25 protein-coding genes are annotated in these 26,144 nt (G+C 48.0%); 5 read left to right on the forward strand and 20 right to left on the reverse strand.

What is annotated here, in order from left to right; all coding sequences use genetic code 11:
• Positions 1 to 57: 57 nt before the first annotated feature.
• Together B3G15_RS08215 and B3G15_RS08220 are read left to right on the forward strand one after the other, a co-directional pair.
• A complete protein-coding gene (locus B3G15_RS08215; RefSeq protein WP_050677419.1) occupies positions 58 to 1,632 on the forward strand; it encodes an FAD-dependent monooxygenase in 1,575 nt (524 codons plus the stop codon).
• 33 nt (positions 1,633 to 1,665) lie between these two features.
• Positions 1,666 to 1,983: a hypothetical protein gene (locus tag B3G15_RS08220; RefSeq protein WP_214859853.1), complete on the forward strand. Its 318-nt coding sequence runs from the start codon at positions 1,666 to 1,668 to the stop codon at positions 1,981 to 1,983.
• 44 nt (positions 1,984 to 2,027) lie between these two features.
• Here the strand turns inward: B3G15_RS08220 and B3G15_RS08225 are convergent, their stop codons facing one another.
• The 7 genes from B3G15_RS08225 to recU all read right to left on the reverse strand — a co-directional run bounded on the left by B3G15_RS08225 (position 2,028) and on the right by recU (position 10,472).
• On the reverse strand, positions 2,028 to 2,582 hold the full coding sequence (locus tag B3G15_RS08225; RefSeq protein WP_064299684.1) for a nuclease-related domain-containing protein: 555 nt from the start codon (positions 2,580 to 2,582) through the stop codon (positions 2,028 to 2,030).
• Positions 2,583 to 2,711: 129 nt separating this feature from the next.
• The gene (gene gpsB, locus B3G15_RS08230) at positions 2,712 to 3,026 is read right to left on the reverse strand and encodes a cell division regulator GpsB (protein ID WP_050677422.1); all 315 of its coding nucleotides are present in this window, start codon (positions 3,024 to 3,026) and stop codon (positions 2,712 to 2,714) included.
• Positions 3,027 to 3,031: 5 nt separating this feature from the next.
• Complete coding sequence (locus B3G15_RS08235; RefSeq protein WP_290719880.1) at positions 3,032 to 3,592, reverse strand: DUF1273 domain-containing protein; 561 nt, start codon at positions 3,590 to 3,592, stop codon at positions 3,032 to 3,034.
• Positions 3,589 to 4,794, reverse strand: coding sequence for a ribonuclease H-like domain-containing protein (locus B3G15_RS08240; RefSeq protein WP_290719883.1), 1,206 nt, complete (start codon positions 4,792 to 4,794; stop codon positions 3,589 to 3,591). Before B3G15_RS08240 ends, B3G15_RS08235 begins: the two co-directional genes overlap by 4 nt.
• Positions 4,791 to 7,055: a DEAD/DEAH box helicase gene (locus B3G15_RS08245; RefSeq protein ID WP_290719886.1), complete on the reverse strand. Its 2,265-nt coding sequence runs from the start codon at positions 7,053 to 7,055 to the stop codon at positions 4,791 to 4,793. The genes B3G15_RS08240 and B3G15_RS08245 overlap by 4 nt, the downstream gene beginning before the upstream one ends.
• Positions 7,056 to 7,158: 103 nt before the next feature.
• Positions 7,159 to 9,825, reverse strand: a complete 2,667-nt coding sequence (locus B3G15_RS08250) for a PBP1A family penicillin-binding protein (protein ID WP_064299681.1) — start codon at positions 9,823 to 9,825, stop codon at positions 7,159 to 7,161.
• Positions 9,826 to 9,845: 20 nt separating this feature from the next.
• Positions 9,846 to 10,472 carry a Holliday junction resolvase RecU gene (recU, locus tag B3G15_RS08255; protein WP_035396916.1) on the reverse strand — a complete coding sequence of 209 codons (627 nt, stop codon included), beginning with the start codon at positions 10,470 to 10,472 and terminating at the stop codon, positions 9,846 to 9,848.
• Positions 10,473 to 10,546: 74 nt separating this feature from the next.
• On the opposite strand from recU, the gene B3G15_RS08260 reads away from it, so the two are divergent.
• Positions 10,547 to 10,849 carry a DUF1798 family protein gene (locus B3G15_RS08260; protein ID WP_023468613.1) on the forward strand — a complete coding sequence of 101 codons (303 nt, stop codon included), beginning with the start codon at positions 10,547 to 10,549 and terminating at the stop codon, positions 10,847 to 10,849.
• A 175-nt stretch (positions 10,850 to 11,024) separates the two neighbouring features.
• Entirely contained in the window at positions 11,025 to 11,939 is a 915-nt protein-coding gene (locus B3G15_RS08265; RefSeq protein ID WP_023468614.1) for a DUF3800 domain-containing protein, read from the forward strand.
• A 192-nt stretch (positions 11,940 to 12,131) separates the two neighbouring features.
• Here the strand turns inward: B3G15_RS08265 and nth are convergent, their stop codons facing one another.
• The 13 genes from nth to bshA form a co-directional block, all read right to left on the reverse strand.
• Positions 12,132 to 12,788 carry an endonuclease III gene (nth, locus tag B3G15_RS08270; RefSeq protein ID WP_058704905.1) on the reverse strand — a complete coding sequence of 219 codons (657 nt, stop codon included), beginning with the start codon at positions 12,786 to 12,788 and terminating at the stop codon, positions 12,132 to 12,134.
• 4 nt (positions 12,789 to 12,792) lie between these two features.
• The gene (locus B3G15_RS08275; protein ID WP_023468616.1) at positions 12,793 to 13,371 is read right to left on the reverse strand and encodes a DnaD domain-containing protein; all 579 of its coding nucleotides are present in this window, start codon (positions 13,369 to 13,371) and stop codon (positions 12,793 to 12,795) included.
• A gap of 75 nt (positions 13,372 to 13,446) precedes the next feature.
• Complete coding sequence (asnS, locus tag B3G15_RS08280) at positions 13,447 to 14,736, reverse strand: asparagine--tRNA ligase (RefSeq protein WP_290721746.1); 1,290 nt, start codon at positions 14,734 to 14,736, stop codon at positions 13,447 to 13,449.
• 29 nt (positions 14,737 to 14,765) lie between these two features.
• Positions 14,766 to 15,947 (reverse strand): pyridoxal phosphate-dependent aminotransferase, encoded by a 1,182-nt coding sequence (locus tag B3G15_RS08285; protein ID WP_214854399.1) that lies wholly within the window; start codon positions 15,945 to 15,947, stop codon positions 14,766 to 14,768.
• A 14-nt stretch (positions 15,948 to 15,961) separates the two neighbouring features.
• Positions 15,962 to 16,429, reverse strand: coding sequence for a hypothetical protein (locus tag B3G15_RS08290; protein ID WP_023468619.1), 468 nt, complete (start codon positions 16,427 to 16,429; stop codon positions 15,962 to 15,964).
• On the reverse strand, positions 16,426 to 16,596 hold the full coding sequence (locus B3G15_RS08295) for a YpmA family protein (protein ID WP_012370646.1): 171 nt from the start codon (positions 16,594 to 16,596) through the stop codon (positions 16,426 to 16,428). The genes B3G15_RS08290 and B3G15_RS08295 overlap by 4 nt, the downstream gene beginning before the upstream one ends.
• Before the next feature lie 62 nt (positions 16,597 to 16,658).
• Complete coding sequence (gene dinG / locus B3G15_RS08300) at positions 16,659 to 19,472, reverse strand: ATP-dependent DNA helicase DinG (RefSeq protein ID WP_290719916.1); 2,814 nt, start codon at positions 19,470 to 19,472, stop codon at positions 16,659 to 16,661.
• Positions 19,473 to 19,577: 105 nt separating this feature from the next.
• Positions 19,578 to 19,961: an aspartate 1-decarboxylase gene (gene panD / locus B3G15_RS08305; RefSeq protein ID WP_029341994.1), complete on the reverse strand. Its 384-nt coding sequence runs from the start codon at positions 19,959 to 19,961 to the stop codon at positions 19,578 to 19,580.
• 2 nt (positions 19,962 to 19,963) lie between these two features.
• A complete protein-coding gene (gene panC, locus B3G15_RS08310; protein ID WP_290719921.1) occupies positions 19,964 to 20,794 on the reverse strand; it encodes a pantoate--beta-alanine ligase in 831 nt (276 codons plus the stop codon).
• On the reverse strand, positions 20,791 to 21,630 hold the full coding sequence (gene panB, locus B3G15_RS08315; protein ID WP_290719924.1) for a 3-methyl-2-oxobutanoate hydroxymethyltransferase: 840 nt from the start codon (positions 21,628 to 21,630) through the stop codon (positions 20,791 to 20,793). Before panB ends, panC begins: the two co-directional genes overlap by 4 nt.
• Positions 21,631 to 21,878: 248 nt before the next feature.
• Positions 21,879 to 22,850, reverse strand: coding sequence for a biotin--[acetyl-CoA-carboxylase] ligase (locus B3G15_RS08320; protein WP_290719927.1), 972 nt, complete (start codon positions 22,848 to 22,850; stop codon positions 21,879 to 21,881).
• Entirely contained in the window at positions 22,820 to 23,953 is a 1,134-nt protein-coding gene (locus B3G15_RS08325) for a CCA tRNA nucleotidyltransferase (protein WP_290719929.1), read from the reverse strand. Before B3G15_RS08325 ends, B3G15_RS08320 begins: the two co-directional genes overlap by 31 nt.
• Positions 23,940 to 25,082, reverse strand: coding sequence for an N-acetyl-alpha-D-glucosaminyl L-malate synthase BshA (gene bshA / locus B3G15_RS08330; RefSeq protein WP_050677434.1), 1,143 nt, complete (start codon positions 25,080 to 25,082; stop codon positions 23,940 to 23,942). The genes B3G15_RS08325 and bshA overlap by 14 nt, the downstream gene beginning before the upstream one ends.
• Before the next feature lie 170 nt (positions 25,083 to 25,252).
• Between bshA and B3G15_RS08335 the strand changes: the two genes are divergently transcribed.
• The gene (locus B3G15_RS08335) at positions 25,253 to 26,140 is read left to right on the forward strand and encodes a YitT family protein (RefSeq protein WP_029342000.1); all 888 of its coding nucleotides are present in this window, start codon (positions 25,253 to 25,255) and stop codon (positions 26,138 to 26,140) included.
• The last annotated feature ends 4 nt before the right edge of the window (positions 26,141 to 26,144 follow it).

The raw sequence follows: 26,144 nt of genomic DNA on the forward strand, positions 1-26,144 counted from the left end.
ATCAATAGTTTAATGGTAACGAGTTTTGGCTAAGATGTAAATTAAGGGGGGTTATCCGTGAATAAAAAATTAGATGTCCTCATTATCGGTGCCGGACCAACCGGTTTAACACTCGCACTCGCACTCTCGCGCTATGGATTATCCTTTCGCATCGTCGAACGTGCAAGCGGACCATCCGTCGTCTCAAAAGCGATTGGGATTCAAGCGCGTTCTCTGGAGTTGTTCGCAAGGCTTGGTGTTGCAGAAGACTTGATGGAGAATGCGATTAAAATCAATCAAGGAAACCTCTATGTCAATGGCGCATGGCAGGCAAAACTTGATTTTACGGATTTGAACACACCCTTTCCGTTCGTCACGCTGTTACCTCAAAGTGAGACGGAACGGATTCTTGAAGCACGACTCGCCACATATGGACACGTAGTCGAGCGCGAAACAGAATTAACAGGGTTTGCTCAATTTCCAACGTTCGTTACTGCATCCTTACAACATAAAGGAGAAACAGAGACGGTCGATGCTTCCTTCATTATCGGAGCAGATGGCGCGAACAGCTTCGTCCGTCGAGAGCTCGGACTCCCATTCAGTGGAAAGTCGTTCAAAGAATCGTGGGCACTGGCTGACATCGAGGTCGACTGGCCGCTCTCTTCTGAGGAGGTTCATATCTTCTTCTCTGATCATGGCGTCATCGAGTCTTTCCCACTTCAGTCGAACTTGTTCCGGATTACCGGCAATCTAACGAGCGGACCTGTTCCGACCGACCATAAAGCGATTGACGATTTTTTACAAAATCGAGCCAAAGTACCGTTTGAGCTCAAAAAAGTCCATTGGTATTCCATGTTTCGCGTCCATAACCGGATTATCGAGAAATTCGGACACCACCGGATTTATTTGATCGGGGATGCAGCACACATCAATTCACCCGTCGGTGGTCAAGGAATGAATACCGGAATTGCTGATGCGATGAACCTCGCTTGGAAACTATGGTGTGTCCATCAGTTTAAGGCGAGTTTTCCGTTACTTGATTCTTACAGCGTCGAACGCCGAGAAGCGGCACAAGGGATCTTACGATCAACCAATCTTGCGACGGAACTTTTGCAAATCAATATTCCTTTTTTATTGCCCTTGCAGGAAAAAGTCATTCGAAATAGTCTCAAGATCGCACCCTTACATCATTTCGTGACGAACCGAATTGCACAGCTTAACAGCCACTACCCAGCGAGTTCGACCTTCGTCACACAAGGACACTTTAGTCCATTGACACCAAAACCAGGTGAACCGATGCCTTACAGTGAAGTCGTTCACCCGCGGACGAAAAAGAACGAACTATTGTTACGTCGTGCCGATCGGAATTTCTTATTACTACTGTTCTTACCAAAAAATGCAACCGATGATCTTCTTGAGCCATTCAAGGAACTCGCCTATACCTATCCCGATCTATTTGAGACAGTACCGATCCATCAGTCCCTTAAAGAGGATGGTGTCGTCGATCAAGGCGGTGAACTGGCACGACGCTTTGGCATCAAGCAATCCGGATTATATTTAATTCGCCCTGACGGTTATATCGCGTATCGCCAACAAGGTTTGAAAAGTAAATCGTTCGCCCGCTATGTTGAACGTTTACTTTATGCGCGTTAACTCGGTATGATAGTAAATGAGGTGAAGGCAAAGATGGATATACAGCTAGTTCGAACGGTTTTAATCATTCTTTTAGTCATTGCATTTCTCGTCATCGTCAGCAGACGAACGAAGGAAAACCTTCGATGGTCACTAATCGGGGAAGCATTTGGTGAAAAAGGAGAAGATTTATTAAAGGACGCTGCGCGACTCGAAGCAGCTGAGTTAGAGATTCGAGTCGAACGCGGCGTCAAAACCTCGTTTTTATTCCGACGTTTCAGTAAAGACTTGGATGATCGCGTAGCGGTGTATGTCTTGAAAGAAGACTTGGATCAAGCTGAAGACATTCTTGCGTCTCGACCAAGACGATGAATTCAAACGAAAAGGCAGTGAAGCGAGCGCTTCACTGCCTTTGTTCATTCCTGTTGCTGCGCGAGATAAAACGCAACTTGTTTTCGTTCTTGCTCTTGAACAGGGGAGGATTTCTTTGAGACGATGAACGCCCGCACATCTTTAAAGCTGTGCCCCGTCGGGAATTTAATTCGTTCCGTCCGCATCTGTGGTGCATTCGGAAAAAGTGTAATGCCATGAATCGGAATGATGATCCCTTGTTCTTTTAGCGTTTTTCGAACCGCTTGAACGATTTGTTTCGACTGATGGATGGGATGAGGTGCAAACACTTTTCTTCCATGCTCAGAATCCATGACATGACAAGATTCCTCCGTCATCCATTCTACGACCGCATCGTTTTGTAACACGAGGAACAATCCTTTTGGTCCGATCAGCGCAAAAGGAATGACAATCGTGTCAGAAAGACGAATCCGATCAAACAACATCCAATCAAAACGACAAACATGACGGATTTCATTACAGAGTGCATCCGTCTCACTCGTCGTCGTACTCACTTGTTTACTTGCAAAAAAACGACGGCGCGGTGGTTCAGGAACAGAAGCAGTCATGACTTGTAACATGGTTCATCATCCTTTGTAGTATGTATTATTAGTTATCTTAACACCGTTTTCGTTCAGATGACGATTCTTTCAAAAAGAAGGAAATAAAAAAGACACTTCTGATCTGACAGAAATGTCTTTTTTGATGCGTCAATCTTGGTGCGGACGTCCGAAAACGGCCTTCTCTAGATTCGAAATACGACGTAACATATCATAGTTCGATGAACTTGATACTTGTGGTTCCGCTTGTTCGACGCGGCGTTCTTCACGTCTTACCGGTTGTGCTGGTGCTTGTTTTAACGCCTCGTTCTCTTTCTTGAGACGTTCGATCTCACGTTCGAATCCTTCATAATCTTTAATGATTTGATCCAAGTATCCATCGACATCTTCGATGACATAGCCACGGAGGCCGGTTTTGAATTCCTTTTTGTAAATATCGTCCGCTGTCAACAATGGCTTATACATCCTATTCACTCCCACTGATCATTGTATTGTAATTCTTGTTCGAGCCAAGATAAATCATCTTGTGTAATTAAAAACAACTGATAATCGGATTGTTCCATTTCTATTCTAGCACGCTCTACTAAAAATTTCGCCGATCCTCCATGTTCTTCATCAAATACCGACAATAATCCTTGGCTTTTTTGAATCATAAACTCGGTTTTATTCCGTAACTGCGATGGATCCGTATACGGTTTCTGACTGATTGCTTCGACGAAGTCCGCTTGTTCAAGAATGGAAAGGTACTGCGCTTGAACGGGCTCTTTCCAGCGTGCTTCCTGTTCCAAGAACGGCAAAAGAATACCGAGACGAATATGGGGATAATCTTCCTTTAATTCAAGTACGACCTCGCATGCCCAGATTTCGCAACCCGGTGAGGCATTCGTGATAAACCACTCTGTGCCTCGATCCTCAATTAAGCGAATCATCCGCTCTCGATAGGCTGCCTTTAAGACCCGGATACCAGGGTGTTTTTGATCAAAGATACCTAGTTCATTGGGTTTGTATCCTGTGATGGCGACAACTTTCACGCGTCACACTTCCTTTTCAACCGACGTCCTCGATGATCCAGCTCTGCCAAGATTCGTTCTTTTTTAGTAATCAACCAATGATGTCGCTCGACGTGTTGTCGTGCTCGTTCCGTATAATCATAAGCAAGCACTGGATCTTTTGCAATGTGCTCTGCCCACTTCGCAAGCTCAACATACCCTAAATAACTGTCGCTCTTCAAGAAACAATCTCGAGCTTGTTCATGGTTCTTCATTTTTTTATGCAAATATCCTTGGCGCAACCATCCTTCTGCTGATAGTTCTTTGACTTGTTGAAAATGAGCGTGTGATCCTTCATGAATTCCGAGATCTGCCAGCCAAATCGCGATGTTTTCTTGAATTGGGGAAGGCGCCTCCGCTCGATGTGTGACGAGTCGGTTGCACGCATCATACAGTCCGACAAGCGTCAGACAATCATCCAGATGATGTTGCAAGACCCCTGTCATGATATCCGGATGCTGGTGTTCGACGTACTGGAGGTAATGCATCGGTGCCAAAAATCCAGGTAGATCCCCTTCCCGTTCAAATCCGATTCGCTCTTCCATCGCAGTCAATCGATAGGAATCATACATTCCTTTAAAGATTCGCCGCGCAACATGAAGTAAATCGAGATGGCCGACTTTCGGCAAACGAGGAACACGTTCCCGAACGAAGACATGACGTGTCTTGATTTGCGGCCAATCAAAGCTTTTCCCGTTATAGGTCACAAAGCGGACATCATCTCCGATATCGTGCAGGAAGTGATGGTAAAAGGCAGCTTCAAAGTGCGGATGCGGTAAGAAATATTGTCGCATCAGCAATCCGCCCTGCTCAAAGCGCGCGAACCCGAGTAAAAAGATCGTCGTTCCGGTTCCTCGTAATCCTGTCGTCTCTGTATCAAAGAAAATGACCTGCTCGAGCGGGACATCTAACGCAAGCGGCGGATGCGGCAATTGTAAGGACTCATACACTTCAGCAAAGCTTCGGTCTCCATGTCGATCTGTTAATGCATATCGCTTGTCGATCCTGACAATCCACTCTTCTTCGAACGTCAAGATATCGGCCCCACGATCAATCCAGGCTTGCTGTTCGTCAGTCCATCCGATTGGTGTCTTCAGCGTCTCCACTTCAGGAGCGGAAGACACTTGATCCTCCGTTGCGGCGTCTGATGTAGATTTCAGCATACGTCTAAGACGATTTTTCATGATAGTTTCTTCTCCATTTCTGCTAACAACTGAATCGTTCGTTCTTTCTCATCTGATACACCAACCATACCGATACAAGCAGGACAACCGTCCTGACAAGGGCATGTGACGATCGAATCACGGGCGGCACGCAACATGACACCGCGTTGCTTATAAATCGACTCCGCGAGACCGACACCCCCTGGATAACGATCATATAGATAAACAGTTGGCTGTTGCGTGTGTGTCGCCTTGACTTGCGGCACGACGAAGACATCACTGGCATCACACATCAAATAAAGCGGTGCGACACGTCTGAGACTATTCGCGACCCCTTCTAACACTTGTTCGAGCTCTGTCGAAGAGCGTGCGTGATCGGGTAAAGTGAACCAAACACCTGTTGTATGAATTTCTCGTTCCGGTAAGTGAATCGGACCAGATCCGATGTTCTCATGCGTACCGAACTTAATCTTCTTAAACATCGTTGCCATTCCGCGGACGCTGACATCGCCGCGCGCAACACTATATTCTCCCTCTGCATACTGTTCATCTTCTTCGAGCACGGAAAGGTCGACTGAAAAATTAGCATCCGTATAATAATCAACGTCCACGGCACGGACGAACGCTTTTTTCTCTTCAAAATCCAAATGCTCAACTTGGTATTGATCGGCTCCGTGAAGATAAATGGCCTCGTCATGTAACAATGTCATCGCACTAAACGTATCCATTTCACCGATGACTCGATTCGGTACCTCGGTCTGATCGACGATGATGACGTTCTCTTGATCACTCGACCGAAGCGATATTCCATGAGCCGGAAACGCATCGTTCATCCAATAAAAGCGATCGCCACGTTCGTGCAGGACACGCTCTTCGACTAAGTATTCGAGGATATCTTCCGTCTCGAGAGTCCCAAATGATTCTCCTTTCGTAAAAGGCAGTTCAAACGCTGCACATTTGACGTGATCGACGGCAATGATCAGATTATCCGGATCAAGTCGGGCTGCTTCCGGGGATTGATTCAAGAATAACTCTGGTCGTTCTGCGACATATTGATCGAGCATACCGGAAGAAGCGACGAGAATGATTAGTGCATCATCTTGTCGACGTCCCGCACGCCCTGCCTGTTGCCAGAGCGAAGCAATCGTTCCCGGATAACCATTCATGATACAGACTTGCAGTTGCCCGATGTCGACACCAAGTTCGAGAGCATTCGTCGAGACGATACCGGTGATCTCTCCTTGACGTAACCGTCGTTCGATATCCCGTCGCTCACTCGGCAAATAACCGCCCCGGTACCCTTCGATGGATCGAGGACCGAGTTCATGAGGATAGATGCTTCGTAGATACGTCAGCAAGACTTCAACGCGAACGCGTGACCGTGCAAAGACGATCGTTTGGAACTTTTTCTTGATGAAGCGCATCGCCAGTTGTTTCGTCTCAAGCGTCGCTGAACGTCGAATGCCGAGTTGTGCGTTGACGATGGGTGGTTGATAGACGAGAAAATGTTTACGTCCTGTTGGCGCACCGTTATCATCAATCAAACCGACTGTTTTTTCTGTCAGTCGTTCTGCTAGTTCTTGCGGATTGGCGATCGTTGCACTCGTCATGATGAAGACGGGATCACTACCATAATACCGACAAATCCGTCGCAGGCGACGAATGACATTGGCGACATGGCTACCAAACACACCACGATATGTGTGTAATTCATCAATGACGATATACTTCAAGTTCTCGAACAGTTCGATCCATTTCGTATGGTGTGGTAGGATGCCGGAATGTAGCATATCCGGATTCGTGATGACGATATTACCAGCTTTTCGTACTTTTGTTCGAATCGTCGGTGACGTATCTCCATCATAGGTAAAACATCGGATCGGCGCCTCTAATTGATCGATCAGTTCAAGTAATTCACTATTTTGATCCTGTGCGAGGGCCTTTGTCGGATAGAGATATAATGCCCGCGCGTTCGGATGCTCTAACAAATGCGATAAGACCGGCAAGTTAAAACAATAGGTCTTTCCGGAGGCAGTCGGTGTGACGATGACCGTCGACTCTCCCGCTTGTACACGTTCAAATGCTAACCCTTGGTGACGGTACAATTGCGTGATCCCACGTGTTCGAAGAGCTTGTCGTAAACGCTCCGGTAGTCGTTCTGGAAAATCGACATACCGCCCAGCTGTCGCTTCCATCGTTTTCATATACGTAATCCGCTCCATGAACGAGCGGTCCTGTTTCAATTCTTCGAGAAATGCAACGAGCGTTTGTTTCGCTTGCATGCCTTCACTTCCTTCCACTTCTCATTATACAAAAAAAGAGGCAAGACCAAAGAACGAACTACTCGTCTTTGGTCTTGTCTACTTTACAAGTGACGCTCCTTTATTAATCTTCAGAGTCATCTCCATTGTTATTCGGATTGTTGGTATTGTTGTTTCGTTCCGTCGAACCATTCGAATTGTTTTGCGCGTTTGCTCCATCATTCGAATTCGGTGCATCTGTTGCTGGTTCGTCCGTCGTCGGTTCATCCGTTGCCGGTTCATCCGTCGTCGGCTCGTCCGTCGTCGGTTCGTCCGTTGTCGGTTCGTCCGTTGCAGGTTCATCCGTCGTCGGCTCGTCCGTCGTCGGTTCATCTGTCGATGGTTCGTCCGTTGCAGGTTCATCCGTCGTCGGTTCATCTGTCGATGGTTCGTCCGTTGCAGGTTCATCCGTCGATGGTTCATCCGTCGTCGGTTCTTCTGCTTCAGGATCGGTAACCGTTACCGTCGTCGAGACCGGACCAGATTCCTCTCCAGACGCTTTCGCTACGACTTGGAACGTTGACCGTCCTGGTTTCAAACCATTGATGGCAATTCGATTCGTCGTGCTCGTACCAATCGTTGATGTTTCACCGTCAGCATCTGTCATCGTCACTTCAAACGATACATCGTCATACCCATTGGCACGAAGCGCAGCATCATTATAGTTCCAAGTCAGTTCACCGCTCTTTGTGTCTTCATCGTAAGATGCTTGTAATCCAGTCGGAGCGGGTACCGTCTTTTTTTCAACGACAGGTTCCTTCGTCCCTTTCACGTACAATTCGTTTCCGATACTGAGGACAGAACTAGGTTGTTCAAATGGTGCTGGCGTACGATCACGTGTCTTCGTGATGAAATCTTTCCAGATTTGCTGTGCCATCGTACTGTTGTACGGACCGCTAAGTCCGGCTCCATTGTTGTTTCCGGATTTCGTTGTCCCTGTCCAGACACTGATTGAGACATCTGATGTATATCCTGCGAACCAAACATCTTTATAGGCATTCGTCGTTCCTGTTTTACCGGCTGCATCAAATGACAATCCAGCACTCGGGAACGTACCACCTGGTTTTAAGACGTCACGCAGCATATCCGTCAACATATACGCTGTATAGTCTTCCATTGCCTTTTTCGATTTGATCGGTGATTTGATTTTCGATCCATCACTGTACTCAATCGATTTGATGACGTGTGGCTTGATATAATCGCCACCATTACCGAGTGTGGCATACGCTCCTGCCATCTGTGTCGTATTGAAACCGTGTTTCATCCCACCAATCGCATACGCAGGCGAAATCGACTCATCGTCTTTCATCTTTAAGCCAGATTTTTCAGCGAACGCCTCGACTGAATCACCACCGATTTCTTGATACGTTTGGATGGCCGGTGTGTTCGCCGAGATTTTTAACCAGTGGCGGATCGTGTTCGTGCCACGGTATCCATCATAATAGTTTCCAATCTCTTTGCCGTTGACTTCTGTTGGTTTATCCGTCAATTGTTTCGCAGTCGACCACTTATCATTTTCGATCGCTGGTCCGTAAGCGAAGAATGGTTTTGCAGACGATCCCGGTTGATGCGGTTCATTCGCAAAGTTTCGTCGCGCTGTGCCTTTACCTGGATTTTTACCATCAACGACCGCAAGGATTTCTCCGGTTTGCGTGTTGACCGCTGTCGCAGCTGTTTCCGCATATTCCGGTAACTGAACGATTTGGTCTTTCTTGATCGCTTCATTCATATAGTCATGCATCGGTTTATCGATCGATGTATAGATCTTCAACCCTTGACCGTAAATGTCTTTTCCTTCTAAACCAAAATCATCTTCTAACTCTTTTGATACCATATCGAAGATGACGCTGTCGTACGATTCATCCTTCGTCGACTTCGGCGCCGGATTGATTAATTTTGAGATCGGTTGTTTGACCGCTTTGTCTCGTTGCGCTTGTGAGATGACGCCTGTCGTCAACATCGCATCAAGAACTTGTGTCTGACGCCATTTCGTCAGTTTTGGATCTCCTTTAATTGGATCGTATGCTGTCGGACGTTGTGGCAGTCCTGCGAGCATCGCAGCTTCTGCATAATTCAACTTATCAACTGATTTGTTGAAATAAGCTTTTGAAGCCGTCTGAATCCCAAACGAGTTTTGACCATAATAGTTTTTGTTCAAGTACATCTCTAAAATTTGATCTTTTGTATAGTCCTGCTCTAACCGGATTGCGAGCCATTGTTCTTGGACTTTTCGCGTGACCGTTTTATCGAAGCTAAGGAATGATTGTTTGACGACCTGTTGTGTGATCGTCGACGCACCTTCCGATCCGAAACCATCCGTCACGTTCGCGATGATGGCTCCGCCCAGACGACGGAAATCAATTCCGTTGTGCTGATAGAAACGACGGTCCTCAATCGAGATGAATGCGTCTTTAACGACTTCCGGTACTTCATCGATTGACACGTATTCTCGACTCGTTCCGCCTTTCGTAATCTCTTCCTTATTGCTCGCATAGATTTTCAATGGCAAAGCATCTCGAAGTTCTGTCTCATCGAGCTCAGGTGCCGTAGCAATCGCGTAAGCGGCAAATCCGCCTCCGACTAACATCATGACGATGAATAATCCGGTAGCGATCAGCAATAACTTTTTCCAAAGTGGACCTTTCCCACCGGAACCTCCACCTGACTTTTTCTTTTGGGGACGTTTCGTCCGTTTCATCTTTTTCTCAGATGACTTCGTCTCTTCACGACGTGCGACACGACTTCTTTCCATATGCTATCCTTCTCCTTCAATCAAAAAGTGTCTGAATTGAAATATAGTTCGTCCACTGCCTTTAAATAATCGATGGCAGGGTACGCGCCAGTCTCGACTTTGATACCGTCTCGTTCAATGACCGTCAGCGGAATTGATTTTCGTCCGCTTTCTAGTTGATCCCACCAGGGGAACACGTGCTCGACTGAAAGCACATATTGCACATTATACAGACTGAAACGAATGATGACAAAACAAATTCCTCCATGTTCGACACATTGTCGCATGTGTGCGATTTGATGGGGGTGAAAATTTTTTATCGGGAAAGACGTTTTATTCGTCGTCTCCTTCGCTTCGAAATCAATATATTTTCCGCGATAAACACCGTTATAGTCCGTCGTCGACGGTTGCTTGAAATAGGCTTCCTTGACGACCGCTGCCGACCGTTTCGGATAATCAACTTGGACGATTTGTAACGGAGTGGGTTTCTTGTGAATGATTGCCCGATTATGGGTCAGGTAAAACGTATTACTTTCATTCAATAATTTTTCGAGCGTCATCCCTCGATTCGAAAAGGTGGAATCGGTTGATCGCGCCTTCTTTATTCGGGTTCCATGCGACTCGAGTGGCTTTTGAAATTTTTTCCCGTTCGGGTAATTCAAAACGATTCCCCTCCTATCGCGTTTATTGTACCATGATATGTGATTGTACCGTATCGGCCGAGAGGAGTAGTTAAAAACCAATGACAATTGAACCGTTATTACAAGAGATCGAACGTATATATCAAGAAGGACGTGCCGGAACCGAATATGACTTCAATCGAGACGTCGTACCGTTCGTCGAACGAGCCGATCAACTGATTGCGCAGTGGCAAACGAATGCTCAAGATAGTCCTTACTTACGCCCAAGTATGGTCGAAAGTGCTGTAGATCAACTAAAGCAGATTTCTGTCCAAGCCTTTCAGCCAAAGACGAGTCTGAAACGTTTCAATGAAACGATTAAATCTGTCCGCTATATCGATCGATTGATGAATGGAGAAGAATAACGATTAAAAAACAGGAATTATCTTCCTTAAGTCGAACACCTAATCATACGAAGGAATGTTTCTACGGTTTCACTTATCAGGCTATGGCTTTTCAGCCGCCTAGCGTGTAAAGTGGCATCAAGAGCATTTCTTTCGAAAAGACTGTGTAATTATTGTGCAATTGGAGGAGATTCATTTGAACAAACGGGTACAATCGAACGTCAAAGGCGTTGACGTCAAAGGATTTCCTAAGAATTCCACCCCTGCCCCGAAGAAATACATCATGTTCGTTGACGAAACGGGGACACCGAAAGGGAATACACAATTCAACTTAACGGGTGTCTTGATGGAATATAAATATGCCATCGATTCGGACGAGACCGGTGAACCAAGTCCGCTTCGTCAACGTTTGATGGATTTTAAGGCAAAAGTTTTTGAAGATCCGCATATTCCTCTTCATTTGAAGGAGATTTTAAAAGCGGAGCATCCGTACGGTAAAGAAGATGGCATCACGATCGATATGTTACGCCATTTCTGGATCGCCTTACCAGAATTTTTAGTTGATATCGATTGTACGATCGTCAGCGTCGAAGTCGATAAACAGAAGCTACAAGACTTCTTCTCGACACCGAAGGATCCGTATGTCGTTGCCTTCGCTCATTTGATGAAGTCGTTTTATTCCTTCCTCGATGAGACAGAAGCAACGAGTGCCCGTGTCGTTCTGGAAAGCCGTGATGATTATCAAAACTTGCTCATTCAAAAGGCGTTCTTCGATATCTTCAATTCGGGAACGGTCCATCTCGACGTCGAAAAAAGCCGTCAAAAAATTAAAGGCTTCATCTTTGCTGAAAAAGACAGCGACCTCTACCAATCTGGTCTTGAGATTGCCGACTTGGTCTGCTTACCTTTATCTCGCGTCCGTCGTGGTGTCATCGAGGTAAAACCACGGTTTGTCCATTATGGGGACGAAAACCGGATTTTTAAAGCCATCAAAGATAAGATTTACATTCGACGCGACAGTCCGGACCAAGATTTCCGAAACTGGGGATTCAAAAAAGTACCGATCACGAAAAAGCGTCGTGAATGGTCCGATACTCCTTGGAATGGTTAATGACTTAAAAATCAGTCTCTACAAAGATAAGGGTGGCAAAATGATCGGTCACCCTTATCTAATAAAAAAAAGAATGACTCGTCTTTTCACGCTCTTTCCTCAGGTCTTGTTTGTCTCTGACAGCGCATAAATGCGCTATTCCTGTAGGAGTTGCGTGTGACGAGTCATTCTTTTTTTTTGATTTTGTACCTTTTAGGGTGTAGCGATTCCTTTTGTCCGCTTTTTCCCCTCTCGACACATGTCGAGCAGCGGGCACGCTTCACAATTCGGACGTTGTGCCTTGCAGTGATAACGTCCAAAGAAGATGAATTGATGGTGGAGCTTTGACCAGCGCTCCCGTTTGAAGCGACGCATCAGTGTCGCTTCGACCTGCGTGACATTATCCTTCCAGCGACAAATCCCGAGGCGTTTCGAGACACGTTCGACATGTGTATCGACCGCAAATGCCGGTACATCGAAAGCGACAGACAGGACGACGTTCGCCGTCTTACGTCCAACGCCAGGTAAGGCTTCGAGCCCGGCGCGTTCCGTCGGGACTTCTCCGTCGTGTTGCGCAAGGAGTTGTGCCGCAAGCGCCTTGATGTTTTTGGCTTTATTTCGGTACAATCCAAGTCGTTTGATTTTGTCCTCGATTTCCTCGACGGGTGCTGCTGCAAGCGAAGCAGGATCCGGATACGCTGCGAATAATCCAGGCGTCACCTGATTGACAAGCACATCGGTCGCTTGCGCACTGAGTGCGACCGCGACGACCAGTTCAAACGGATTGCGGTGAATCAATTCACAAAATGCATCCGGAAACATCTCTTCTAACGTTGCTTCAATCCGATCGATTTCTGCCTTCCGTAACATCTCCTTAACCTCCCCGCCCTGCGAGATCCTCAAGCGTCTTGATCCCTTCGCGTTCCCACGTCCGCAGAATTTGATTGATATAGGTCATTTTACGGACATTATGATAGACAGCTTCTCGAAGTGCGGCAAGTACCAGCTCTTCCGAAATGTTCTCGATCGTCAGCCACTGAATGATCTGCTCCATCTGAAACGGTGACATCATACCGAGTTCCCGCTCGAATTGTTGGAAGACGGACGGATTAATCGTATCAAAGTTCGGTGCTTCCTGTTCCGGTGGTGCCATCAGCTTTTCGTAAAGCGGAACAAGCGAATAACGTTCTGATCCGTTGACGTTTTCCATTGCCAGTAATCCTTTTTGTAATAAACCGAGTGTCGTCTCGATCGTTTCCGTCTCGGATAGTCCAAGTCGATTACTTAACTCTTCCGGTGATGGCATTTCCATGCCTTCTGCCCGGCAAGCAAACAGTTGACCAATCAACGTGAACTCGACAAAACTGATGCCTAACCGTTTTGCCTCGGTGAACAATCGTTTCGGTAAGACGACCGTCCCTTCCTCGAATAATTGCACTAAATTATGATTCATCGTATTTCCTCGATTCTCTAGTCTAAACAAGAAATCGACCCGTCGAGACGATGGGTCGATGTTTTTCCTTACTGCTTATGGATAGAGGCGGTTCAGCAAACGTGGGAACGGAATCGTTTCCCGAACGTGCTCGACACCTGTGATCCAAGCGACTGTCCGCTCTAAACCAAGACCGAAACCACTGTGTGGAACAGAACCGTATTGGCGTGTTTCGAGATACCATTTATAAGCACCTGTCTCGTCAAGACCATGTTTTTTCATCTCTGCGAGGAGTTTGTCATGATCTTCTTCACGTTGTGAACCACCGACGATTTCCCCGTATCCTTCAGGGGCAATCAAATCATCACACAAGACGAAGTCTGGGTTTTCCGGATCTTCTTTCATGTAGAACGGTTTGATTGCTTTTGGCCAGTGCGTGATGAAGACAGGACGTGCGAAGCTGTTTGCGATTGCTGTTTCGTGTGGTGCACCAAAGTCATCGCCGAATTCGATATCGTCGAATCCTTGCTCCTTGAGCATGTCAATTGCTTCAGTGTACTTGACGCGCGGGAACGGTGCTTTAATGTTTTCAAGGACCGTCAAGTCACGTCCAAGCAACTCAAGCTCCGCACGGCAGTTTTTCAGCGCTGATTGCACAAGGTGCGAAACATAGTTTTCTTGGACTTCGAGGTTCATCTCATGATCGTGGAATGCCATTTCCGGCTCCATCATCCAGAATTCGATCAAGTGACGACGTGTTTTTGATTTTTCAGCACGGAACGTCGGACCGAACGAGAAGACCTTTCCAAGTGCCATTGCTGCCGCTTCCATGTAAAGCTGACCAGATTGTGAAAGGTACGCATCTTCATCAAAATATTTCGTGTGGAACAATTCGGTTGTTCCTTCTGGCGCGCTACCTGTCAAGATTGGCGGATCCACTTTGATGAATCCTTCTTGGTTGAAGAATTCGTACGTCGCACGAATCAATTCGTTCCGAACGACCATGACCGCATGCTGACGCTTTGAACGTAACCAGAGGTGACGGTTATCCATCAAGAAGTCCGTTCCGTGTGCTTTTGGTGTGATCGGGTAATCGATTGCTTCATGGATGACTTCGATTTTTGAAATTTCCATTTCATGACCAATCGCTGTCCGACCGCCATCTGATTTGATGACACCTGTCACCCAGAGTGATGATTCCTGCGTTAGACCTTTTGCTTGTTTGAATAAGTCTTCACCGACCGTTTCTTTGACGACGACACCTTGCATGAATCCCGAGCCATCCCGAAGTTGGAGGAAGGCGATTTTACCGCTTGAGCGTTTGTTTGCTAACCAACACCCGATCGTCACTTCTTCTCCTACATATTTGTTTACATCCCGAATCATTGCTTTCAACAGTCAACATCCTCTCTCTATTAAACGGCTGTATGTGCCGTGATGAATCCTTCAATCCGGTCGAGTGCCTCTAGGACACGTGCCGGATCTGTTGCGTAAGATAAGCGGACATAGTCCGGTGCACCAAATCCTGAACCTGGAATCAAAGCGACCTTCGCTTCAGATAAAACAGCTGTACACCAGTCATCGACATTATCGAATCCACACATCTCGGCAGCTTGCTTTGCATGTGGGAACAAGTAGAATGCCCCTTCCGGCTTCAGACACGTTAATCCTTCGATCTCGATGAGTCGCGCATAAATTTTTTCAAGTCGTTCTTCAAAGATGACACGCATCGCTTCAACCGGTGCATCACCCTCTGCATACGCAGCAACCGATGCGGCTTGCGCAATCGATGTCGGGTTCGACGTCGAATGGCTCGCTAAGTTCGTCATCGCTGAGATGATCTCCTTCGGTCCGATTGCATAGCCGATCCGCCAGCCTGTCATCGCATGGGACTTCGAGACACCATTGATGATGACTGTCCGTTCGCGCATCTCTGGCAAGGACGCGATCGAGATATGTGTCGCACCGTTATAGAGCAACTTTTCATAAATCTCATCACTGATGACGAGTAGATCGTGTTTGATCGCAACATCTGCTACCATCTCGAGCTCTTCTTTCGAATAGACCATTCCTGTTGGATTCGATGGCGAATTCAAAACAAGCGCTTTCGTCTTCGGAGTGATATGTTGCTCGAGCAATTCTCGCGTCACTTTGAAGCGAGACGATTCGTCCGTTTCTAAAATGACCGGTACGCCGTCACTGAGTTTAATTTGCTCTGGATAACTGACCCAGTATGGTGCTGGGACGATGACTTCATCGCCTGGATCGAGAATCGCTTGGAATAACGTCGAAAGTGCATGCTTTGCTCCTGAAGCGACCATGACTTCTGAGCGTTCGTATGGCATCCATAAGTCACGGCGTGTCTTTTCGATGATTGCATCCTTCAAGGCAACCGTTCCGCCAGACGGCGTATACTTCGTATCGCCCGCTTCTGCTGCCTCGAATGCTGCTTGGATGATGAATTCCGGTGTATTGAAGTCGGGCTCTCCCGCACCTAAACCGATGATGTCTTGACCTTCTTCACGTAGTGCCTTGGCTTTCGCTGTGATGGCTAGCGTCGTAGATGGTGTCAATTGTCGTACGCGTTTCGATAACATGTCGCCCACTCCCTTTACTTGATTCGTAATCGTTTGATGAAAGAACCTTCTTGATACGTGTAATACGAATAATCATAGCCTGTCGTCGTCTTTGAAACGATCTCGATGACGGCACGATCCTCAAAGCCGTACTTAGCAGACACGATGTCTCCTAGTTCCGGATGATCCGCGATGACCGTTTTGATGGCAATACCATCAGCAACCGGTCGTGTCTCGATCGTTCCTTTTTTCGGAACGAACGCCCGTACCGCCTGTCCGTTCTGCTTCATCGTAAAAACGACATATTGGCGTTTCCCGTTAAAGACAGATTCGAACCGGACGTCCGTCGGTTTGAGTTCTTTTTTCAAACGCGCCTCTGCTTGTTCGGCGACGCTTTGTTCCCGGTCTTTTGCCTCAGCGATCGTCACCTGATAAACGGCGGTGCCAAGTACAGTCAAAAGGATGAGTGCACTTAGCAGACCAAGCGTGATTTTCCACTTCATGTGCGGTAGATGGTAAAGACCATCTGCTCCTTGTCTTTTTCATCGAGAGCAAGACCGAACATTAAATCTTCCGTTTTCAGTGTCCGATTCAACAAGTCGACGATTTTATACGTATCGTCATGGCGGTTCACTTTGACGGTCGCAAGTGTTTCAATTTTTGAATCCATCTGTATGTCCTCCCTCATTTTTCTCTATCTATTATAATGCGATAGGGTTTATCTGAATAGACTTAATCGCCATCATTCAAGAACAATTCTAGTTCTGCCGTCAGTTCATCAAGTGGTTTTGATAAAACAGGTACTTTCGGCAGACTCGTGACGAACCGTTTTCCATAACGCGTCGTCTCAATCCGGCGATCAAGTACGAAGACGACACCTCGGTCGTTCGTCGTCCGGATCAAGCGACCAAAGCCTTGCTTAAAGCGAATGATCGCTTGCGGTAAGCTGTATTCGAAAAATGATGATTTCCCGAGTTTTTCGATCCGTTCCGAGCGTGCCTGGACGATCGGTTGATCCGGTGGCGCGAACGGTAGTCGGACGATGACGAGACAACTGAGATCATCTCCTGGGATATCGACCCCTTCCCAAAAGCTAGCCGTCCCGAACAAGATACAGGCGTCGAGTTGCTTGAACTGTTTCATCAGTCGTTGCCGTGAACCTTGCGTGACCCCTTGCGAGAGTAACGTAAACCGGTCAGGTAACAGCGGTTTCGTCGCTTCATGCGTCAGTCTTAGCAAGTCATTTGAGGTAAACAAGACGAGCATCCGTCCTTCCGTCACCTCTGCGATTTGTAAGATGGCTTCCGCAATCGTCTCTGCGAATTCCGGCAATGGTACATCCTGTAGGAGCGGGAGATCCGTCGGAATCATCAATCGCACGTTATCGGCATATCCGAACGGCGACGGAACGACGAAACGACGTGTCTCAAACGCATCGAGCCCTAAACGGTTCTCAATGAACTGGAACTTGTTCGAGACTGTCAGCGTCGCAGACGTCAGGATACACGTCCGTTTCGAAAAGACATCGCGTCGCAGTCGCTCTGAAATGTCGATTGGTTGTGTGTAGACCCGTGTTAGTTTCCGGTTCTTAACAGACGTCTCGATCCAAGATACCGTCTCATCGTGCGGGGCAAGCATCGTCTCAAAGATGGCGAGTTCCGCTTCTTCGATTTGTGACGTGATCGCTTTTAAATCCGCGACGAGTGAGCGTTCGCGATAACTCATCTGCTCCCGGTGTTCATGGAACAGTTTATGGATCGCCCGGATTGCTTGACGCAAACGCCGCAACACCAATTCAACCCGCTTGGCACTTTCCTGGACGGCACGCATCGAACGGTCGAGTCGCTTGAAGCGAATGCTGACCATTCCTTCCCGTCGTGCTTTGCGGGAAGCCAGTTCAAGCCCGTACGCTTGAATGATCATCAATAGACCGTCTGCTTCTTCGAGTAACGTCGTCAGTGCCTCATCGACTGTCTCACTATGGGCTTCGACCATCTCGGCGATGTCCCATTCTTCCGACAGATCGAGCAAGCGGTGTAATAATTTTTTATCGGACGAATACCCGAGTTGTCGGAACAGACGATCAAACGTATGTCCATCAAAGACAAGACCAAAATGATGGCTCGCGACTTCTTCGATTTGGTGTGCCTCGTCAAGAATCAACGGACTTCCTTTCGGCAAGACCCCTGCTTCGAACTGCAGGTCACTAAACAACAAGGCATGGTTCGTGACGATGATCGTCGCATCCTTTGCTTGGCGAATCGCATGTTGGAAGAAGTCCCGGCTGTACCACGGGTCAAATCGTCCGAGCTGCGATTGGCTATCAGACTGGATCAACTGTTTAATGCCGATATTGCCTTGCGCTGCACCGCCTGGTAAGCTGACTTCCTCTAAATCTCCCGTTTCCGTCTCCGTCAACCAGACGAGCAGAATCGCTTTTGCGAGCGTGAAGTTATAAGCATCCTCTTGATCATTCAAGAAAAATTCGAATTTCCGTAAATCAATATAGTTACTTCGTCCCTTAAGCAATGCAATCTGGACCGGCGCATCGAACAGTTGACGCAAGAGCGGTAAATCACGCGCGAACAGTTGCTCCTGCAATTGAATCGTGTGCGTACTGACGACGATCGGGACTTCATGTTCGAGCGCGTAATGCGCTGCCGGAACAAGATAACCGAGCGATTTCCCGGTTCCCGTTCCCGCTTCGACGAGTAACGGCGTTTCTTGATCGAGCGATTGATAGACATGACGCATCATCTCGAGCTGCCCACGTCGCTCTTCATATCCTTCGAATAAACGAGGGAACGTCACGGCATTCAATTCATCAACGAATGGTCCGAACGGTTCAAGAACGGGTGGATGTGCCAACCGCTCTGTCGTCTGGCGCTTTTTCAAAGCGATTTTTCGAAAACGATCAAACTGTGAATCCTCCTCGATGCCGACTAAACGAATCGCATGGTCGATTTCCTCTTCGATGGCACTGAACAGGCGTGGTGATAAACGTCTTAAGTGCTTCAATGTCTCAAGCGGCAACGTATGTAGTCGTTTGAGTAGTTCAAGCAACAATTCAGCCGTCGCCGAAGCGTCACTCCCTGCCCGGTGCGCTTCTTGATGGGCAAGGTGTAATGACTCTGACAGATGCGACAGCGCGTGGCTTTCTGCTGTCGGAAGTAAGATTCGTGCGAGTTCGACCGTATCGATGACAGGACCTGTGTACGGCAAGTATCCTTCCTCTTCTAACGCATCGTTTAAGAAGTTTAAATCGAACTGCACATTATGTGCGACGAAGACACCACCATCGAGCAATGATAAGACACGCGGTGCGATGACATCGAATGTCTGGGCCTCTTTGACATCCTCATCCGTGATGCCCGTCAACTGGGAAATGAACGGAGGAATCGGTTGGGTCGGACGCACGAAGGCAGACAATTGTTCTGTCAACTGTCCATCTTCAATGACCGCCATGCCGATCTCAATCATCTCATCGCCAGCCTTTATGGAATGACCTGTCGTTTCCAGGTCGACTACGACGTACTTTTTCTTCAACACTGATCCTCCACCTTTTATCCATCCTCTCCATGACCGGATGGCATTTCATTCTTCATCTTAACAAAAAAAGAGACCCGCTGACATGATCGGGTCTCTAAAATTTCATAAGATCGTGTGGGCGATTTCTTGAGACAACATTTGTTTGATGTCGTTCTGTTCATTTAGAACAGCCACTTTTGGAACATGTGTCGCGATTTCTTCCGTCGATAGTTGCGCGTACGCCATGATGATGACCTCATCTCCGACTTGGAAATGGCGAGCTGCCGCACCGTTCAAACAGATGACACCTGAACCACGAGCACCTTTAATCGCATACGTTTCAATCCGTGCACCGTTCTGATTGTTCGTCACTTGGACTTTTTCATTTTCAAGAATCCCGACAGCATCGAGTAAATCTTCATCGATCGTAATCGAACCAACATAGTGTAAGTTTGCCTCGGTGACCCGAGCTTTGTGTAGTTTAGCGTGCATGAATGTGCGTAACATCGTCATGCTCCTCTCGTATATAGTAAATTATCGATCAAGCGTGCCGATGCAAACTGCACGGCGACAGCTAAGAGAATCGTAGTCGTTTGTTCAGTGACGGGTCTTAGTGACGGGTAGTCGACGGCTTCGACGTAATCGATCGTCGTCCCTTCGAATTGAAGTGCTTCGCGCGTCCGCTCGAGAACCGTTTCAACAGGCACCCCTTGATCGAGTGCTTGTTTCGCTTGTTGCAACGCCTGCTGGATGCCCGGTGCTTGCGCCCGCTCTGTTTCCGATAGATAGACATTGCGTGACGATTTTGCTAGACCATCCGCTTCGCGAATGATCGGGCAACGGACGATCTCAACCGGAACAAAGTAATCAGCGACATACGCTTCAATCAATGCGAGCTGTTGTGCATCCTTTAAGCCGAAATATGCACGGGTTGGACGGACGACGTTCAATAGTTTGCTGACGACCGTCAAGACACCATCAAAATGTCCTGGTCGTGATGCGCCGCATAAGACATCATCACCGGAGCGGACCGTAACACGGGCCATATCCAGCGGATACATCGTCTCGTTCGTCGGATAGAACAGATAATCGACCCCTTCTGCCTCCGCGATCTTCTGATCGCGTTCCGCGTCTCGTGGATAACGATCTAAATCTTCGTTTGGTCCGAATTGTGTCGGGTTGACGAAAATACTCAAGACAACGACATCGTTCTCTTGTCGTGCTTGTTTGAGCAAGGAGGCATGCCCTTCATGCAAGAATCCCATAGTCGGTACAAAACCGATTGAACCGGCTCCCGCTAAACGTTCGCGTAACGTCTGGACGTCCTGGATGATTTTCATTCTTTGGTCCCTCCATAAAGCGCACCAATCAGTTCTTCGTCCATCTGGAACGAGTGTGCTAGTTCAGGGAAGGCACCGGCTTTGACGTCTTTGACGTAAGCAGCGATTGCTTCCGTTCCTGAAGTATTCCAGTCCGTGTACGCTTTGACGAACTTCGGTAAACGACCGACACCATACGTCAAGATGTCATGATAGACAAGTACTTGACCGGCGACGTCTGCGCCAGCACCGATGCCGATGACCGGAATCGAGAGGAGCTCTTGAATGCGTTTCGCGAGCGGATGCGGTACACATTCGAGGACGAGCATCTTCGCTCCGGCACGCTCTGCTTCCAAACTGTCTGCAATCAGTTGTTCGGCTGCTTCTAATGATTTCCCTTGGACTTTGAATCCTTCAAGGACACCAACGGATTGTGGTGTTAATCCGAGATGCGCGACGCAAGGCATCCCAGCGTCCGTCAAACGACGAATCGTCTTTAAGATCTCCCCTGCCCCTTCCAGCTTCAAGGCATCTGCCTGCGATTCTTGGAAGATACGCGCCGCTGATTCAAGCGTGCGATCAAATGAACCATGATAACTTGCGAACGGCATATCGACGATCATGAACGTCTGTGGTGCGCCGCGGCGTACCGCGCGCGCATGATGAACCATGTCGTCGACCGTGACGGCAATCGTTGAATCATAGCCGAGGATGACGTTCCCGAGGGAATCGCCGACGAGCAACATATCGACTCCTGCTGCTTCCGATAGTTTTGCTGATGGATAATCATACGCCGTCAACATGACGAGTTTCTCTCCAGATTGTTGTTTTTTGAGTAATGGACCCATTGTGTGCATCGTGTTCTCTCCTTACGTGTGTAGGGAGGACAAAAGGAAAACGCCTTCTTCTCCAAAATAAATGCATGCGGAAAAGAAGGCGGAATAATTGAATATCGTCCTTCTGTCCCTGTCCGTTAAGATCAAGGCAGTTGAAACAGCTAAAACTGGCACCTGTCAATTCGGTATGGTTCCGACGAGCGGATACCATCCGTGGTTTTATTATACATGACGGGAAAAGCTCTCTGCAAACCGTCTGATTCGAACCCTTATTCTTTTTCCCAGTAAATCAGCTCTGCCGAATGGAAACGGGTCTCCCCCGTTTCCGTCTCAATCCGAATCGTTCCCGTCTCGTCAATACCGAGCAATGTTCCAGAAGCGGTCATCTGACGTGTCCGTAGTGTCACTTGTTCATGCAAGCGATCAGCGAGTGTTTCCCACTCGGAGACGAAAGATCCGAATCCTAGCTCGAGCCACTGCGTGTATAGTCGTTCAAATCGATTTAAAAACGTCGCGACGACTTCCGCACGTCGGAAAGTTCTTCCTGATTCTCGGACGAGCGAGGTAGCACGGTCCTCGATCCCTTCCGGAAACTGCTCGTGATGCACATTGATGCCGATGCCAATGATGACTGAACTGATCCGATCCGCCTCGGTCTGCATTTCCGTCAAGATGCCTGCCACCTTACGACCGTTGATCAAGATGTCGTTCGGCCATTTAATCGTAACTGGAACATCGAATGTCCGGAGAGACTGTGCAAGTGCAATACCTGCTACGAGCGTTAATTGACCTGCTTGGTGCATCGGTACATCTGGTCGGACGAGTAGACTCATCGCGATGCCCTCATTTTTCGCCTCATGCCACGTTCTCCCTAGCTGTCCGCGTCCATTCGTCTGGTGATCGCATACGACGAGTGTTCCTTCCTGCGCTTGCTGTTGCGCTTGCTCATGTGCAATCCGCTGCGTCGTGTCCAGTTCTTCGAAATGAAGGATGTGGCGACCAAGACGCGCTGTCGTTAACCATTGTTCAATCGCAATCGGCGTCAGCAAATCGCCTTCATCGACTAATTGATAGCCTTGTTTTTTATTCGAGATGATCTGGTATCCTTCTTCCTTTAAGATTTGCATATGTTTCCAAATAGCGGTACGTGAAATATTTAACGTCTCTGCTAATTCCTGTCCGGAATACCACGTCCGCTTACGAAGTGCGATCAAGATTTGTTCTCGGACTGAGTGCGCCATCGCTCTACCTCCTTCAATAATGTCACGCGGTCGTTTGGGCAAGCGCGCATGACGACACTGTATTCCAAATGCAAAAGTGCTTCTTTGATCTGTTGTTTTTGAAGACCGAGGCGGATCATGTCTTTTCCATCGACAGCGAGCTCTTTACGACTGCGAATCGGTAAGTCTGATCGCTCTGGATAATCCGTTCCGGTCATTTCCCGAAGGATCATCAGTTCTTCGTCCGACAACTGATAACGATCCCAGTCTTGTAACGGTCGGTGTAACAGAGGTGTTAATCGCGTTGCGAGATGAACTTGATGTTTCGATCGTTTCCAGCGCGTCAAATGATCGCGCGTGAGACCGGCATCGAGTACGAGTGTCCAGACGGCATCTTTTGAAACACCCCGAAACGACTGCTGCGCAAGTCCTTTGACGATTTCTGAAGTCATGCCGGGGAGGTAGCGTTCAATTCCTGTCCGGAGCATCGCCTGTAACGCCCGCTGTTTTCCAGGACCAAGTAAGAGCTTCTCGAACTCGATCGCGATCCGCTCAATCGCAACGGCCGCTAGATGCGGAGCGAGTTTAACAATTGCTTGTTCAGTTGCCTCGTCAAGCGAGAAATCCAGTTGGCTCATGAAGCGGAACGCCCGCATCATTCGAAGTGCATCTTCATTAAAACGTTCGGCTGGTTCGCCGACCGTCCGGATGATTCGCTCTTCGATGTCACGCGCTCCTCCGAACAGATCGACACGTCCTGATGGTCTGAGTGCCATCGCGTTGATCGTAAAGTCTCGCCGGGTCAAATCCTCTTCCAAACTAACACCAAGCGTTACCGCATCCGGTCGCCGGCGATCGCTGTACGTTGCTTCTGAGCGGAACGTCGTGATCTCGTACGGCACGTGGTTGAGAACGACCGTCACGGTTCCGTGCTCGAGTCCTGTCGGAATGACGACAGGGAATAAGTCGATGATTTGTTCCGGTAACATCGAGCTCGCTAAATCATAGTCTCCTGGTGTCCGGTCGAGTAACATGTCGCGAACAGCGCCACCGACGATATAGGCTTCACCACCCGCTTGTTCGATCGTCTGAATGATATGATGTGCGCCTTCAAGCAAGTTCATGACGCGCACACACCCGTTCATAGACTTGTTCATAACGACGGACGATCTCATTCGAATCAAAACGACGACGCGTATCACGAATGCCCTCTTCTGCCATCCGTTCCCGTAACATCGGGTCATCCGCGAGTTCACCGATTCGTGCCGCAGCCATTTTGACGTCGTAAGTCGGAACGATATATCCGGTTAATCCGTCCTGTATGACTTCCGGTAAGCCACCTGCTGTCGAGACGACACTCGGGACACCAATTGCCATCGCCTCAAGGACGACGAGTCCGAACGCTTCTTTTTCAGACAACAGGACATGAATATCACTAATAGCGAGCAATTGCGCGACGTGTTCCTGTTTACCTGCAAAGATCACTTTATCGTAAATGCCGAGTTCCTTTGCGCGACGTCTCGTTTGTCCCATCTCTGGACCATCCCCGACGAGTAACAGACGCATCTTCCGGTCTTTCGCTGCAATGGCGAACGCTGCAAGCGTATCATCGATTCGTTTGACCGGTCGGAAGTTCGAGATATGAATGACGACGACTTCGTCCGCTTCGATGCCGTAATGCCGCTTCAAGCGTTCATCCCGCATCGGATAATAGACACTCTCATCAATCGAGTTCGCAATGACATCGATGTCATAGTGTGCGTTAAGCGTCGCATTCGTCTCAAGCGCTAGACTCTCGGAGACGGCCGTGACCGCGTCTGATCGTTCAATACCGTACCGAATTGCCGGTTGCATCTCTAAGTCTTGCCCGATGACCGTGATGTCCGTCCCGTGTAACGTCGTCACGACGGCGACGCCTTTTTTCTTTGCCATGTTTCGTCCGAGATCAGCACAGACCGCGTGCGGAACGGCGTAATGGGCATGGATGACATCAAGATCGAATAAATCAATGATTTCTGCGACTTTTGACGCCAACGTAATGTCGTATGGTGGATATTTAAAAACGGAATACTGGTTGACTTCAACCAAGTGGACCGTGATGTTTGGCCGATATTCCGTCAGGCGAAACGGCATGCTCGACGTAATGAAGTGGACGTCATGTCCACGGTCCGCTAATTTCATACCGAGTTCCGTCGCGACGACCCCACTCCCGCCGACGGATGGATAACAAAGAATCCCAATTGCTTTTTTCATGATAAAACCACACTCTCTTTATGACTTCTATTCGTCTCTATTCTAAGCAATATCAATTGGAATGACCATACTGATCACTTTTCGACTGATTTTCATAGGAAAAGCTAGTCTTTTTCCGACCGTGCCGTTACCCTAGAGAAAGAGTCTTGATTTGAAAGGAGCATACGGAAATGGCACCTCCATTCCAATTTCCGATTCGGATCCAGAACATTTTCTGGATTTTGGTCGGATCATTCATCTTTGCTTTTGGTATTTATCATTTTAACGTTCAAAATGAGTTAGCAGAAGGCGGTTTTACTGGGATTACCTTGATCTTAAAAGGACTGTTCGGATGGTCTCCATCGATCACGAACTTAGTATTGAATGTCCCACTTTTTTTCGTCAGTTATAAAATTCTTGGTCGGACGACCTTCGTCTACACGTTGATCGGTACATTCAGTTTTTCCTTCTGGTATGGATTGATTGCGAAGTATTCACCTCTCGTCATCGACCTGCGCGACGATATGGTGCTTGCTGCGCTTTTTGCGGGTGTATTCATCGGAGTTGGTCTTGGTATCATTTTCAACAACGGCGGTACGACAGGTGGTGTCGATATCATCGCGCGTTTGACGAAACGCTACTTCGGTTGGTCGATCGGTCGAACATTCTTGATCTTCGATTTCTTCGTCATCGTCGCATCCTTGACGTATCTCGATTACAAACAAGCAATGTATACGTTACTTGCCGTCTACGTCGGCGCTCGCGTCATCGATTGGATGCAAGAGGGCACTTATGCTGGTAAAGCAGCGATGATCATCAGTGATCACCGGACGGAAATCGCCGACGGCATTCATGCGACGATGAATCGTGGCACGACCCGTCTGATCGCGAAAGGCGGTTACTCTGGACGGGATCTCGAAGTACTGTACGTCGTCGTCGCTCGCAATGAAATCAATCGCTTGAAGACGCTCGTTAAAAGTGTCGACCAGCACGCCTTCATCACGTTGCATGACGTCTATGAAGTAACAGGAGAAGGTTTCACGTTCGACGAAAATCGGGTCCCAATCAAAGAAACGTAAAAAA

This window comes from Exiguobacterium sp. UBA1053 (assembly GCF_002316465.1).
In the GTDB taxonomy this organism is placed as follows: domain Bacteria; phylum Bacillota; class Bacilli; order Exiguobacteriales; family Exiguobacteriaceae; genus Exiguobacterium_A; species Exiguobacterium_A abrahamii.